At 49.5% G+C, this 15857-nt stretch carries 6 protein-coding genes; 2 read left to right on the top strand and 4 right to left on the bottom strand.

Annotated elements, in window-relative coordinates:
* Positions 1–1349: 1349 nt before the first annotated feature.
* Positions 1350–2537, bottom strand: coding sequence for an iron-containing alcohol dehydrogenase (locus MXE41_RS07165; protein WP_246977429.1), 1188 nt, complete (start codon positions 2535–2537; stop codon positions 1350–1352).
* 254 nt (positions 2538–2791) lie between these two features.
* Complete coding sequence (locus MXE41_RS07170; RefSeq protein ID WP_247100011.1) at positions 2792–4363, bottom strand: DUF6056 family protein; 1572 nt, start codon at positions 4361–4363, stop codon at positions 2792–2794.
* Positions 4364–6494: 2131 nt separating this feature from the next.
* Between MXE41_RS07170 and mfd the strand changes: the two genes are divergently transcribed.
* Positions 6495–10622 carry a transcription-repair coupling factor gene (gene mfd, locus MXE41_RS07175; RefSeq protein ID WP_247100012.1) on the top strand — a complete coding sequence of 1376 codons (4128 nt, stop codon included), beginning with the start codon at positions 6495–6497 and terminating at the stop codon, positions 10620–10622.
* Between the two features lie 189 nt (positions 10623–10811).
* Positions 10812–11198, top strand: coding sequence for a hypothetical protein (locus MXE41_RS07180; RefSeq protein ID WP_247100013.1), 387 nt, complete (start codon positions 10812–10814; stop codon positions 11196–11198).
* Here MXE41_RS07180 and MXE41_RS07185 read toward each other — a convergent pair.
* Together MXE41_RS07185 and MXE41_RS07190 are read right to left on the bottom strand one after the other, a co-directional pair.
* The gene (locus MXE41_RS07185) at positions 11195–12118 is read right to left on the bottom strand and encodes a flagellin (RefSeq protein WP_247100014.1); all 924 of its coding nucleotides are present in this window, start codon (positions 12116–12118) and stop codon (positions 11195–11197) included. The two genes, MXE41_RS07180 and MXE41_RS07185, sit on opposite strands and share 4 nt — an antisense overlap.
* A 575-nt stretch (positions 12119–12693) precedes the next feature.
* Entirely contained in the window at positions 12694–13617 is a 924-nt protein-coding gene (locus MXE41_RS07190) for an AEC family transporter (RefSeq protein WP_247100015.1), read from the bottom strand.
* Positions 13618–15857 lie beyond the last annotated feature (2240 nt).

Below are 15857 nucleotides of genomic sequence, written 5' to 3' on the forward strand. Positions count from 1 at the left end.
GTTAAAAAGTAGTACTGAAACAAATCTGTATCTGCCGCAGATCCTGAACGTGCTATTGAGCAGCACCACAACAGTCAGATTCAGATTGCCCTCCGGATTTCTCAGGACCTCACGGCCCGAATGCACCCGGCATGTCTGTTTGATTGATGGGCACATTATTGGCGATCCGATACACGATTAATGTGACTGGGATCCTGAAAAAACCTTACCTGGCTGATACCGTTTTTCATTTGAAAATCCTGTTTTTACAGTAAATCGGTATTTTCTGTTTTTTCAAAGGTACGATTTGTTACATTTTCCCTGAAATAAAGATCTCATATATACGCTGTTTTTAGAGATTTAAGGTAATTTAAGCTCTGAAAACAGGATTTTTAGCCACAAATACTACTTGGGAGCAGTTTTTCACTGAAAATCACCCGCCAGCTGAAAATTTCATCTCAAAAAGCAGATAGATCGCAATACAAGCCATTTCACAAACAGCCCTCAGCACCTCACCTGCCGGGTTTCATCCTCCACCTAAGTGATAAACATGCCATTTTCATCACTAAAAGTGCTTGTATACAAGCTGAAAGTACCAGCTCAACCCCCATCCCCTAAATCACATAGCCCTAAAATCGGCAAAAATCTATCTTCCACCACAATCAAAAATGCCACTGCCCGGTCCCTGTCCGGCTCCTGCCAGGACAAAAAGCCGAAAAAACAGGACAAAAAAGCGTCCCGGCCCCGGCTGCATGCCCACGCCACTTGCCAGTATCTGCGCAACCATAACAGCCAGAAAACCAGGTCTGCTGAGCAATAAGCGCAACCTTATTAATGGGGCTGAATATCCCTTGTTTTGGGGACTGCTCATAAGGAGTGAGATCTTTTGGCGGAAGTGCCGCTGCCAATCAGAAACTAAACAGGGTGCCCCATGCTTCACGCATAAGGCACCCTATTTGTGCAACTCTTTCATATGGCAGCTTACGCACTTTCAAACGGGGCCGGTGAACCCTCCAGTATTTTTGTTCAATACCACTTGAGAGCCATAAGTTGTTTCACTAGACAATCTCTAAAACATATTATGAAACATACAAAGCACAGAAATTGTTTTCGACTATGATTTATAAAACCAAAAAGCCCTCACATCCATAAGGATATGGGGGCTTTGAATAACCCCGTATTTCCGGGTGAAATACGAGGACTGTGTAAATACTGTATCCCTGATCCGGGAATATGCTGCCAATAAACACCGGTGAAACCGAATAACCCCCAGCTTATAAGGCCACTTACTGTGTCAAGTGCCTGCTGGCTAAGACAGGGATGGGCTGGTGATGGTGATGATGTTGCTGTGGCTATGTGCTGGAGGCGCATCAGCCACGGGTGGTGGCGGCGATTTTGTAGATAGCCTCGCAGTCCTCAGGGGTAAGATGGACAAAGCGGCCTACGTTCTTCTTGGCACGGGAGAGCATGCGCAGCAGCTGCGGAATATCTTCGGCACGGGCACCAATCTGCTCAAAGTTAAGTGGCATGCCCATGGACTTGAAGAAAGCACGAAGGGCGCTTATTCCGGCACGGGCAGTACGACGAGGATCCTCAAAGTCCATGGCTACACCGAACACACGGGAGGCAAACTGGGCAAAGCGCATAGGGTTGTGCGCCATGGTGTACTCCATCCATGCAGGGAACATTACAGCCAGTCCTGCACCATGAGCTACGTCATACAGGGCGCTGAGCTGATGCTCAAGGGCATGAGTAGCCCAGTCCTGCTCACGGCCTACACCGCAGGTGTCATTATGGGCAAGGGTACCTGCCCACATGAGATTGGCTCGGGCCTCATAGTTATTGGGGTCACGCAGCACACGAGGAGCTGTCTCTACAATGGAGCACATAACGGCCTCACACAGACGGTCAGTAATGGATACCTCGGGTGTATTGGTAAAGTAACGCTCCATTACATGAGCCATCATGTCCACGGCGCCACAGGCCGTCTGATATGGAGGCAGAGTGCGGGTAAGCTCAGGATTTAAGATAGCAAAGACAGGAATATTAAGTGGAGAGGTCAGACCACACTTGATAAAGGAACCGTCCTCTTCTTTCTGAATGACAGCACTGGAGGAGCCTTCAGAACCTGCAGCCGGAATGGTAAGAATAACTCCGGTACCAAGAGTGGCTTTCGGCTCACGCTTTGATGTCCAGAAGTCAAAGAAGTCACCGTCATCAACAGCACCAAGAGCTACAGCTTTGGCGGTATCGATTACGGAACCGCCACCTACGGCCAGCACAAAGTCAGCCTTGAAGCGACGGCACTCATCAATAAGATGATAGACGAGATCTGCACGTGGATTTGGACGCACACCACCAAGAGACATGCAGGTAAGACCTGCATCTTTCAGGGACTGTTCTACGCGACCAAGCAGTCCTGAGCGTACGCAGGATCCGCCGCCGTAAATTACCAGAATGCGGCTGCGTCCCAGGTTTGCGACTATCTTGCCTGTTTCATTCTCTCTGCCGGTACCAAAGTAATAGGCTGTAGGACGGTAAAACTCAAAATTGTCCATGGATCATTCCCTGTGCTTATATGCTTGTGTCCAGCTCCGGAAAAGTTTTCCGGCTGTTACAGATCTAACGTCAAAAAAGGCCGCAACGCGGCCTGTATCAGATAAAAAGCAGATATAACTCACTCTTAATCTGCCCTGCTCAGCTCACAGCACAAATGGCTGCTCTGCAGCAGCTGCTGTTAAAGCAGCCGTGCCAGCCATAATGACAGGTACTGCTGCTGGCATGCTTCTGGATGAGGGCTGTTGTGGAGCGGCTATTTCTGAGCCGGGCTTACGTCAGGATGAGTAGTGACCTTGAGGTTACACTCGCTGTTGTCATAACGGCCGCTGAAGAACTTAAAGTCCTTGTTAATACCTGAGACCGGATAGTCGCAGCTGCGGGCAATAGACTCTACGCCAAGGAAGTGAGCGACAATTTTGTTGGTCCAGTAGTTCTTGTCAGCACGTACATCAGCTACATAAAGGAATTTGTAGGTATAGGCATGCATTGGACTTACTACCAGGTGGGTGCGGCCCTCTTCAAGCTGAGTCAGAATTTCTGCCTCACGTACTTTCTGGTCAGTATTGATAATGATGGTGCAGTAAATGGCATTGATGATACCGGCTGTCATAAGCAGGGCAGCAGCCATCATCATGATGCGGGTAACATTCTCGGAGAAGATTGAGCCACAGCGCTCTATCACTACGTTACCAAGGCCAATAATACCGATAATGGTAAAGATGGTATATGGAGTAGCAGAACGTGCCGGGAAATTAGGAGCAAAGATCATCAGGAATAAGGTGAACATGCCGGTGTAGATAAACCACATGCTGCCATGATATTCAGATGGTAACAGAGCACCTGGACCACTCAGAGGAGATGAGCGTGACAGTAAGGCCGGAGACTGTCCGGCATTGTCATCAGCAGATGATGAAGCGGAGGCTTCAGATGCATTTTCAGAAGCAGCGGCACTTACAGACTTATCGCCGATGAGCACACTGCGACGGGCACGCCAGCGCAGATAGACCGATGCTGTCAGAAGCAGAATGCAGGCAAGCAGACTTTCAAAGAAAATGTCTATGGAGCTGATGGTGTGCTCAAGAGCATCAAAGCCATTATCTTCCATGGTGGACAGACGGGCCTGATTGCCAGGAGCAAAGATTAACAGGGCAAAACCAATGAGGAAAGATATATAGCCCTGAACCTGCCAGATGCTCAGATTATGAGTTCTAAAGCAGTAAATCAGGTACAGTCCAAGGCCAGTCGCTACAGCCGCTGAGGTGTTTTCATTGGACCATCCGGCCAGAATACCCAGCACAAACATCATAGGACAGAGCAGCAGCGGGTGGAGCTCAATTTCGCGCTTCATGGAAATGCGGTAAGGCAGCAGGAACATGAGCACAATAGTGGTAGTCCACAAATAGTTGGCAGAGCTTACGATGTTAAAAACTACCTCGCCCCATGCACGCATCTGTGCAAAGAGGAGGAAGGTGATGATAAAGACAGGGATAAAGCGCAGTCTTAAGGTTGGCTTGATGCCATAGGCGTTGTAGTAGATAAACAGGATGAGTACGGCATAGGCAAAGGCTTGAGAGACAGCTGAAGCAGGCTTGCCCCACCACAGCAGTGTCTGGGCAATTACATGCGCAGGAGTGCGTCCACCCCACTCAAAGTAATGGCGGTACTGGGAGACAATGATGTCACTGAAAGAGGAAACAAGTTCATCTGTACCCTGCACCAGCAAATAGCGGTAGTCGTTGGCAAAATAAGGGGTCAGACTCGATCCCACCACAATCAGACCAAACCAGAGCAGCAAATAACTGTAGCTGCGCAGATTGATTCTCATGACATGTACCTTCTAACATTTCTGATTTGCCAGTTTTGCGGGGTGTTCCGCCTCCGGCCATTACACATACATACTTAATCATATTGCTGTCCCCAGGGGGTGTGCCTGGGCAGCACTGACAGACATCATTGAGGCAATACAGTATTGTCTGTCTTTCTGATAACTCAAAAGACGGGTATTACTCTCCCCTGCCATCAGATCGCCATTTCGGGTCTGTTACCCCGGTATTATCAGGCCTGGTATGTTCACGCCCCGGGGAATTTAATTTCAAAAACTTTAAAACTGACCATCATGACGGACTTGCCGGTCATGCAAAAACAACTGCCTGAAAATCAATCTATGATGAGAACAGAGCATCCTGGTTAATGGCATAAATCGCAGCATTCTTTGACAGACACCATTGGAGCTCACTATTTCAGAGCAAAACTTCTACTCAGTCAGGCGTCTATTATAAAACCTGCACAACCTGAGCGCACCGGGCATGCCATTAATGCACCATATGACAGGCACGCAGCGATATATTCAATTCACGTAATCTGTCAGCTTTTTCCTGATATAAATCAGATTCAGTGCTGTTTGGGCTGATTTTAACAGCACATACTTAGCGCTGTATAAGCTCACTTCAAAAATTAAGCTCATTGCCCCTTTCTGGACTTAAGCGCTGCCAAAAAGGAGCAAATACGGGCAGCGCCCGCGCAAAAAACAATTCCCCGCCACAGGTCATACTGCTCCTGCGTAAGGGCTTACGGGCTCGATTTTTTGAGCTTAAAGACATAATAACAAGAGTACTGCATCCTGCCTGCCTTCCTGCCCCTATATCAGGAACCGCTGCAGGCTCTGGCTGTTATTCCCATTGCCTGGGACTCAAGCATGGTACTCAGGTAAGGTATTCAGGTAAGGTACCAGGGTAAGGAGGCCAGCTTAGTGCCGGGGACGGAAAACCGTAGCGTGCAAAACATCTGATAATCATAGCCATGTGTGCACTCCCGGTACGCTGTGCGTTATATGCAAACAGCCGCTATAATTAAGTCCAAAAGTAATGATGCTTAATCAGAGGCGTACTGTCAGCCTGTACTAATATTCTTATTCAGGGATCAAGGCCGGAACAGTACGATTCATTATGAGCACCGGGCAAAAGACCGGTAATGACATGCGATGAAATTACATGCGATGTAATGACAGGCAATGCAAGGACTGGACTTTTTAATGCCATGGTTGCAGCCCCTGCTCAAAAGTGACTGTCGCATGCGAACAGGCTAAACCTGCAATGTATGACCACATGGCAATGCTTACAGCCTGCCTGGCATAGTTTCAGTACTTAGGTAGCGCTCTGCCCTGTGCTGTTCCATCAGCCTCGTGGTTACTACCCCGCCTCTGGCCATACTGAGACTGTGGCTCCGTCACAGGCTTTGAGCCTGCAAGATTAATTAAATCCACGCAGCCAGCATGACTTGCCTGTGGAGCATAATGCCCATTACATGTATTGTTACTACGCTGTGAAATATTACGTAAGACACATGTCCATGATACGGGCTGTGTCGCCTTATCAAGCTCAGGTACAGGGATATCTGGGCTCTTAAACTATTCCGGCCGGGCAGCAATGTCAGCGGCCCTGTTTGCATTGGTTAAAGCCAGAGCAAAGTACAGCATGACGCTGACTGCTCACCAGCAGCTTAAGTACAGCATGACGCTGACTGCTCGCCAGCAGCTTAAGTGCAGTATGCAGCTCAGTCTGCTGTTGCTGACGAGCAGCCTGCAGCTTGCAGCCGTCATACTGCATATTTCAGCCGTCATACTGCAGCACAATATGTTTAGTAGCATCTGTTGCAGCAATGGCTGACACAGCACGGAAAGATCCGGCACGAACTGATGCAGCATGTAGTGAAACAGCACTGACAGACACAGCATGTACCGATGCAGAACCGACTGACACAGTAAGGCATGCTCACAGGCACCTGTTGCAGCTTATACTCAGCCGGATATCTGCCTGCCGGGCATTTGCCCCGAACATGTCGAGACCCGGTTATACAAATTTAAATACAGAGCAGCCTCAGAGTCGTCAGGGCACTTAGAGCCGCCGCTTTTGCTGAGAGCGCAAAGGGAAAGATTTATTTAGAACAAGGTTATATACATGGTGAACTCTCAACTTCTCATGAGCTCCTTTGATAACAGGGATCATGTCCTTGGTAATCTCGAGGGCTGTGCTCTTGCTGTGGAAATTGCCTCTCTTAAGGCTTCAGACCCGCGTCCTGTTATGGTGATCTGCTCTGATCCTCTTGTAGCTGCCCGTCTTGACCAGGAGCTGCGCTGGCTTTGCCCTCATGAGAACATCATGAACTTCAGGGACTATGAGACCCTGCCATATGACATGATCTCGCCTCACCAGGACATTATCTCCTCACGTATTGAGTTTCTGGCCCGCGCCCCGGAAATCAGAGGAGGTATAGTCATTACCTCTATCAATGCAGTAATGCAGCGTCTCTGCCCTGTTGAGTACATCCGCTCCAACTCCTTTATTATTGCCAGAGGTGATGAGCGCGATCCGCTGGAGGTACGCGAGACTATTATCAGTAATGGCTATAACAAAGTTGAGCAGGTCTTACACCATGGAGACTTTGCTCATCACAGCGATCATATTGATATCTTCCCTATGGGCTATGACAGCCCTCTGCGCATCGACTTTTTTGATAATGAAGTCGAAAGCATTAAGACCTTTGATATTTCCAGTCAGCGCAGCACTGATGGTCAGAAAATAAAGGAAATTCGTATTCTCCCGGCTAACGAATTCCCTCTTGATGAAAAAGGCGTGATTCACTTCCGCTCTCAGTACCGTGATGCTTTCTCTCATACCCATTTCAGCTCACAGACTGTGTACAAGGCCATTTCCCGTGGCTCTATCCCTGCAGGTATTGAATACTATCTGCCTCTGTTCTTTGGTGGAACAGCCACCATTTTCGACTACCTCACTGACCGCTTCAATTTCATTCTGACCGGTGATTTTGACCGTGCCCTTCATGAGTACGACCTCTATCTCCACCAGCGTGCCGAAATGTTCAGAGGTAATATCGACCACCCTGTTCTTCCTGTCTATGACATTTTCCTCAGCCGTGAAGAGCTTTACGAAAATCTCAAAGACAGGCCACGTATTACCTTAAAGCAGTCCGCCCTGAGCTGTGCTGAGATGGGGCTTCCTGAACCGGCCAATGACAGCAAAGCTCAGACTGAATCCACCTCAAAGGACAAGGCAAAGGCAAAGACCAGAGTCAGCAAGGCCAAAAGCGCCCCTCCAGCCAGCGATGAAAGCGCTGACGGGCTCATTTCAGCCATTGATACTGCGCAGCTGGCCGCCCCACAAATCGATGCATCCGATACACCATATGCCGGCGAGTTAACTGATACAGCCGATGCACCATATGCCGCAGATTTAACTGATGCAGCCGATGCTCCTTATGCCGCCGCCTCAGCAGACGCTGACAGCGCAGTATCAGCCAGCACATCAAAGCGCAAAGCCCCGGCAAAAGGCAAGGGCAAACAGTCAGCGTCCGCTGCTGACGTGGAAGCGCTGTCCGCTCAGGCAACTGTAACGGAGCCAGCTGCCGACACAGCCGCAGCAGACGGCGCAGTGACTGATACTGACAGCGCAAAGGAAATCATTAAGCCTTTATTTGTCAGCAAGGCAAAAGACAACTTTAATGCCCCATGCGCCGGTGTGCCTGAGATTTCCTTGAATCACAGAGACCGCAACAGCTCTGCCGGTCTTGCTGCGTTTTTAAAGGACTTCTGTGGTAAAAAGGGTGGCCGTGTACTGATTTCAGCCATTTCCGAGGGCCGTCGTCAGAGTCTTCGCGATCTTATTCCTGCATCCGTTGTTCAGGAATTTGGCATGCGTGGAGCTTCAAATATCAAGGAATTCCTTGAGTCGCCGGACGCTCTGATGATTACTGTGTCCCCATTTGATCAGGGCGTGCTTTATGACAAGGCTGCAGCCCTTGCAGCCCTCAAGAGCAATAACAGCTCCATAACCACAGAGAAAAAGGCCCGCATAAGCGCACCTCATGACGGCTCTGATCTCCGTCCGGTTGCTTTCCTGACCGAAACTGAGCTGCTGGGCTTCAAGGTAGTTCGTCAGCGCCGTCGTAACCGCCGTGCCGAACAGATAGACCAGGATACCATTATCAAAAATCTGTCCCAGCTTACTGAGGGTCAGATTGTGGTTCATATTGATCATGGTATTGGACGCTACCGTGGCCTTAAGACTGAGGTTATCAACGGTATTGCCGGTGAGTATCTGACCATTGAATACCGCAATGGTGACATGCTCTCCATTCCTATTACCTCACTTAACAAGGTCGCCCGCTACTCAGGTGAGGAAAACCCTGAACTGTCCAGGCTTGGTACCGATGCCTGGGCCAAAAAGAAGAACAAGGCTGCCCAGCGTGTACGCGATGTGGCCGCCGAGCTGCTCGATGTTTATGCTCAGCGTGAGCTGCGCCGTGGCTTTGCCTTTAAGGTCGATGAGCATGCTCTGGAGGAATTTACCGCCTCATTCCCTTATGAGGAGACAGACGACCAGATTCAGGCTATTGAGCAGACTATTGCTGATATGAAGAAGCCTGTAGCCATGGACCGCCTTATTTGTGGTGACGTAGGCTTTGGCAAGACCGAGGTTGCTCTGCGTGCCGCTTTCATCGCTGCCATGAATGGCAAGCAGGTGGCTGTACTTGCCCCTACTACCATTCTGGCTGAACAGCACTATGAAAACTTCAAGGAGCGCTTTGCCACTACAGCCATTACTGTAGATACCTTAAGCCGCTTCCGCTCAGCCAAACAGCAGCAGGCTACTATTAATGCCCTCAAGGAAGGCAGCCTCGATATTGTCATTGGCACCCATACCCTGCTCTCACAGCGAGTCCAGTTTAAGGATCTGGGCCTGCTCATCATTGATGAGGAACACCGCTTTGGTGTCCGCCAGAAAGAAAGACTTAAGGCCCTTCGTGCTGAGGTTGATCTGCTCACCCTTACCGCAACCCCTATTCCACGTACCCTGAACATGGCCATGGAGGGTATGCGTGAGCTCTCCATTATTGCCACCCCACCGGCTCACCGTCTGGCAGTAAAGACATTTATCAGCCCGGGCTCTGATACCCTGTGCCGTGAAGCCATTATGCGTGAGCTGCGCCGCGGTGGTCAGGTCTACTATCTGCACAATGATGTTTCTACCATTGAGCTCAAGCTTGAGGAGCTCAACAAACTGGTGCCTGAGGCTCAGATTGAGATAGCTCATGGCCAGATGGAAGAACGCCGTCTGCAGAAGGTAATGCAGGACTTTTACAATCAGCGCTTTAATGTGCTGCTGTGCTCCACTATTGTGGAAAACGGTCTTGACGTACCTACGGCCAATACCATTATTATCAACCGTGCGGACCGCCTCGGTCTGGCACAGCTGCACCAGATTCGCGGACGTGTAGGACGTTCCCACCACCAGGCTTATGCCTACTTCTTTACTCCGCCAACAGAGTATCTGGCAGCCGACGCCAAGCGCCGCCTGGAGGCCATTGCCTCTATCGACGAGCTGGGCGCAGGTTTTGTGCTGGCCTCTCACGATCTTGAAATACGTGGTGCCGGTGAGCTTCTTGGTGAGGAGCAGTCAGGTCAGATCCTTTCCATTGGCTTTTCCCTGTACATGGACATGCTCAATGCTGCTGTTACCGCCCTTAAGGAGGGCCGTGAGCCAAGTCTTAGCGAGCTTAACCTCAATGAGTGCGATATTGACCTCAATATCTCAGCTCTGCTCCCAGAGAGCTATATCAGAGACGTCAATACCCGTCTGTCTCTGTACAAGCGCATGGCATCATGTCAAAACGATCTTGATTTTGATGATCTCAAAATTGAGCTTATTGACCGCTTTGGCAATCTGCCACCAGAGGCCGTCAACCTGCTGCGCATCTCGCGTCTCAGACGCATGGCCACCATTCTGGGCATTACCAAGATTGGCGGCGATGCCTCAGGTGCTCTGATTACTTTCTCTGAACACCACAAGGTCGACCCGGCTTATATGGTCTCCCTGGTAGTTAAATCAAAGCACAACGAGTACCGCATCCCGCGCCCTGACTGTCTGCGCTACAACCTGCCCGAGACTCAGACCCGCAGCCGCATCCAGACCCTGGAAATGGTACTGCGCGCCCTGTACTCTCACTCAAGCGCCGCCTCCATAGGCGCCGCCCTGGCCTCCCCGGACAAGACCACAGTCAACACTTAAGCCACAAATAGCTGACAGCCACACAGGTCAGCCGCCCCGCACCTGCAGCAAAAGCTTCAGGTGCACGGTCCCAGACCTCATCCCGTCAGCCTTGAGTCCAGCCGGCCGTCTGACCTGAGCTCAGCAGGCCCATCAGCCCCTGGCTCAGCCAGTACATGTCTGTGCACCCGACGGGTCAAGACTGACTTCATGTCTACAGCCAAACAGTCCCGTCAGCAGGAAAGGCAAATCCAGACGGCATCACATCAGGCAATGGTGCAGCTAAGACCATATCCGGCGGTGACACTTTGTAAAACAAAATATAAAGGCAGCCTTTTAGAACAAAGAGAGGCTGCCTTTTCTCTTATGACGATCCCATCATTATCATTATCATTATCATTATCATCATCCCATCCCACCCCATCCCACCACTCCGCCAAAATCACGAACGATTTAGCATCTGTGAACAGCAGTGCGGAACCTGTACCTGTACGAAACGTCAACAAGTATCGATATTTTTCAATACTATTAGATGTTAAAAAGGCGGGAAAACCCGCCTCGATGATAATAGAGAAAAGTAATTCGAAAAACTGTTAACCGCCTAACAGGCTCAGAGCGATAGTTGGACGCTGGTTAGCCTGGGCCAGCACACTCTGGGATGCCTGCTGGATGATGTTGTTCTGGGTCAGAGCTGCGGTCTCAGAGGCGAAGTCTGTGTCACGAATTCTGCTGCGGGCATCAGACTGGTTTTCAGAGATGTTAGCCTGATTACGAATGGTACTCTCCATTCTGTTTTGTAAAGCACCAAGTCCGGCACGCTTGGAATCTACAGCCTGTATGAGAGCGTCGATGTTCTCAAGCACATGTGTAGCACGCGATGCAGTAGAAATGGTAAAACGTATTGGACCATTATTACCATTTTTCATTAAACCGTATTTGGCATTTGTATCAGTTTGCTTGCCGTTATTTAAACCAGCCTGATCTGCAATGCCGCTTAATGTGAAACCTACTGACCAGTTCAGGTTGAGAGTATTGCCGGCGTTAGCGCCAACCTGGAAAGTGAGCTTGCCATTTGCTGGGATAAGTCCCTGTCCAGCACCCTCGAGAATAGTCTGACCGGCAAAGGTGGTCTGCTTGGCGATACGGGAGATTTCCTCAGACAGCTGGGTTACTTCTTCCTGAAGAGCCTTACGGTCGGCAGCTGAGTTGGTGCCGTTAGCGGACTGTACTGCCAGCACACGGATACGCTGGAGCATGTTGGTGGTTTCGTCCAGGGCTCCTTCGATGGTCTGGGCAAGGGCGATACCATCGTTGGTGTTACGGTTACCCTGATTGAGACCGTTAATCTGAGAGGTCAGTCGGTCACTGATCTGCAGGCCTGCGGCATCATCCTTGGCAGAGTTGATGCGAAGACCTGAGGAAAGGCGCTGGTAGGAGACATTCAGGTTCAGGGTGGCATTGCTGAGCTTGCGCTGAGCATTGATGCTGCTTACGTTCGTATTTACATACAGGGCCATTACATATTCTCCGTCTCAAATGGACAGTATCGACCCTGACGGGCCTGAAAATCATTAAGTCCTTCTGCCAGTCTCATCCATAGTTTCAGGCAGATCATTCTTATAAATAGTCGTTAGCAAGCCCCTTGCCAACCTCAAACCAGGTACTGACGGGAACTGCAACAAAAATCTATATGTAATGTCTTATTTATCGCATACCTGAATGTTGCGCATAACATTGCTATTTGGACATACTTTTTCTGGAACCAATGGCATGGCATTACTTTTACAGACACAATATCTTCATACGTAAGTTTAGACCAGTACATCATTGTCAATCACTTACCTCAGGACGGCAAAAGTAACTCTGCAATTATCAAAAGAAAGAGCCATCTCAAACATCATGGTCAGAGACGGCTCTCATGGCAGCGCGTAATGCTGCAATTGGGATAGTATCCAATCGGTCTGGGCAGCTGGGCCAACGACATCGCACTGGCAGAAGCAGCTTGGTCATGCCCTGTCCTTCGTCAGGGTGAGCAGTAAGTGTCCTGGTTAACAGTAAGTGCCCAGGTGAACCGTAAGTTACTGGTGATCTGTCAGAGTATGAGGGCCAGCAGCGGGATGGTGAATACTGACATCAGCGTGCTCATAAAGGTGCCCTGAGACATAACCTTTGGGTCAATGCCCTCCTTGAGGCAGATCATGGTGCCGTAAGAGGCTACAGGCATGGCGCTTAATATTACAAGGACATCGGTATAGCGGTGATCAAATGGAGACTGGGAGTACAACCCGAAAATCAGACAAGGCACACCCAGAAGTTTGAGCACACTCATCACATAAATACGCCAGTTGCCGAACATCTCAAGTACTTTGATATTGGCAAGGGTCGAACCTATGACCAGCAGTGAGGCAGGGATGGTCATGTATCCTACCAGATGAAAGGCCTCGCCGATGATCTTTGGGGTCTTAATCTGAAAGAACACAAGTGCTATGACAATGTACGTAGAGCAAAGAGCCGGGGAAAGAATCATGCGCCAGTTGAATCTGACCTTACGCTGAGCCCTGTTTGGATTGCAGCTTGAGATTAAGATCTGTCCGAGAAGAAAGATGAGCAGATTAAACGGTATGGTCAGTACCGAAATATAGAAAATGGCATAGCTGCCAAAGAGTGAGAGTACCACTGGCAGGCCAATGAAGTTGATGTTGCCAAAGGCAAACATGAAGCTGTATATGCCCTCCATATCAGAGCGCAGCAGCTTTGCCAGCACAATACCACAAATCAGCATGATAATCAGAGTTGCCGTACCAAGTAACAGTACAGGCAGAATCTCAGAGCGCTCAGGCAGTGTATCTCCCATTACCGATGAGAGAATAATGCATGGGGCTGTGACATTGATGATAAGAACAGAAAGAGAACGGTTGAATTCGTCATTCATCAGCTTGAGCTTCTGACAGACAAAGCCAATTATGACCAGCAGGAATAACACTCCCATCTGGCCCAGAGTATCGAGAAAAGACATCTTATTTCCATAGGGGCTATAGCCTGCCCACTGCAGCATTGATGAGAACAGGCTGGCTAAAAAGCTCACAGCTGAGCCCCATCCTGTTAACAGATGTATTGTTTTAAGACTGGCGCTTGCCTCTGTCACGGCCACTAATACCGCTGGCCCTTTTGAGCAAGTTCCTGTTACTTAGGGACGCCATACCTGATCCTGCCAATCCAGTAAGTGCCACTGCATGGAATACCGGATTATGCAGCCTTGTCCTGCCAATTACCATCGACAACTGTTAATCCTGGCTGTCTGGCATGTGGCTTTGCAATATACCCATTGCTCAATCTTTGACAAGGTCGTCTAATGGAGCCTGGACATATGGAGGTTCATTTTCAGGTACAGACTTAAAGCATTTGCATTGCGTAAAAACACTAACAGTCGTTCCTTATATGGTTATATACCTGGGCTCAGCAGCCAGTTGCGCTGGCAAATCGGCAGCGATGGAGCCAGCTACAAGGGTGCCGGCCGGGCTGTCTTCGTTCAGGGTAAACCATAATAGAGGCCGCGCCATTGGCCAGAGCGGCACAATGACGCAACACTTCCTTCCAGAGGCAGTCGATGTTCAACAGCCTTGTTAATGTCCTTACAGAAAGTATTTGCAGTCTAACAAAAGCAAGATCCAGATCACAAAAGCCCCAATGGAACATGCCCCAAATTGCAGCCACATGACTTTTCGTGCACACAAAAATGCAACTGTGCCTGCCTTAGCAGGCTCATAAAGTCGCCTTTCCTCCCTGTGGACTTTTTAAGACATTTTCAGACCATAGCATAGTTATAGTTCTATGCATCAGCAGGATAAATTTTGCCCCGGATTTCCCCAATGCTGTACAGTGATGTCTTTTCCTAAGGTTTAGCTATATGTTTTCCGCTACTTTTAAGTGATATGGATCACGCCGTAATGTATGTATGTATGTATGTACAGGACAACACCGGCAGGTCAACACTGTCAGGTCACCCATGCCCGTCAGCACTGCAGGTCAGTCTGCTGCTCATGACCCTGCCGCATGCCGCTCCCTGCTTCGGCCGGGCTCAACCGTCATAACAGCCATCATGCCAGTGATAGCTGTTGCAATGGTGTTTTCAGGCCATGGCAGCATGGCACTGGCATACCTCAAGTACCGTAAAAGCCTCAAGGTACTGAAATCTTCTCAGTGTCACACACATGGATGATGGTATGGACATGGCCAAAGGTATGGACGCTGGTATTTGTCTTTACATAATCACTGGTTCTGGCCTGGCTCAGGCCAGCTCAGCAATACAGCTGTACCCAATCTTCGTCCTTACTGTCAGAGACAGGCCTGATGCTGCGACAGCAACCGCAGTAACAGGCCTGATGCTGCGACAGCAACCGCAGTAACAGACCTGATGCTGCGACGGAAACCGCAGTAACATGCCTGATGCTGCGACAGCAACCGCAGTAACAGACTGCTCAGGGAGGATGCATAAGACCTCATTTAACCGCCTTGACTGTCATGGCTGCGTGACTGTATGGGACAGAGTGATGGCTGAAGGAAAAATACTCAGTCTGGTGTAAAAGGACGCTCAGCTGCAAAGCAGCCTGCCAGTTATTCAGGAAACAAAGTACTTACGGCGCTGTTCATATTCAGCCCAATGCATGAGTTTTTATCATTCAGAGGATCAGAGGCGCAAATGTGGCAAAGCCAGCGAATGTCAGCCTGCATTGCCGTGCTTTGCATGGTATGTCCAGGCTATGCCCTTAGTATGGCCTCGAGCCAGGTCAGTATGGCCTTAAGCAAGGTCAGTAAGTCCTGAGGGTGATGAAGCATCCATTGTTCTGTTATGGTGACGAGCTCAAATCATCTCTGATCCCAGGTTATTGCCTGAGTCTCAGGGCCCCGGTGTATTCAGAGTGCTCCATGGAGCACGGCTGTGCACCAGGCCTGTTGTCATGACGCATGACTTCATGCCTGTATGCAGGACTGAGCATGCAGTTATGAAGATATGGCTGATTTTTTTGCCATTTTTTCAGGATAGTGAGCATTTCTGACTTATAATGCTCAGTTTGCATATCCGGGCCATGTGGCCGGGAAATGGCCTATACATGCTTAACATCTACAGATGAGGTCCTGTCCTCAGAAGTCAATATGAGGTGCTGTACCTGAGCTTTATCTTTGAAAGCTGCGCTGTGCAAAAGAGATACTCTTAGTCCCACTTGTTAACACCACAGGTTTGAGCAAATACGAGCC

Origin of the sequence: Anaerobiospirillum sp. NML120449 (assembly GCF_023051105.1) — a bacterium.
Lineage (GTDB): Bacteria > Pseudomonadota > Gammaproteobacteria > Enterobacterales > Succinivibrionaceae > Anaerobiospirillum.

Coding starts and splice junctions, on each gene's coding strand:
- MXE41_RS07165 (WP_246977429.1), bottom strand. CDS start 2,537: ATGGACAATTTTGAGTTTTACCGTCCTACAGCCTATTACTTTGGTACC.
- MXE41_RS07170 (WP_247100011.1), bottom strand. CDS start 4,363: ATGAGAATCAATCTGCGCAGCTACAGTTATTTGCTGCTCTGGTTTGGT.
- mfd (WP_247100012.1), top strand. CDS start 6,495: ATGGTGAACTCTCAACTTCTCATGAGCTCCTTTGATAACAGGGATCAT.
- MXE41_RS07180 (WP_247100013.1), top strand. CDS start 10,812: ATGTCTACAGCCAAACAGTCCCGTCAGCAGGAAAGGCAAATCCAGACG.
- MXE41_RS07185 (WP_247100014.1), bottom strand. CDS start 12,118: ATGGCCCTGTATGTAAATACGAACGTAAGCAGCATCAATGCTCAGCGC.
- MXE41_RS07190 (WP_247100015.1), bottom strand. CDS start 13,617: ATGTCTTTTCTCGATACTCTGGGCCAGATGGGAGTGTTATTCCTGCTG.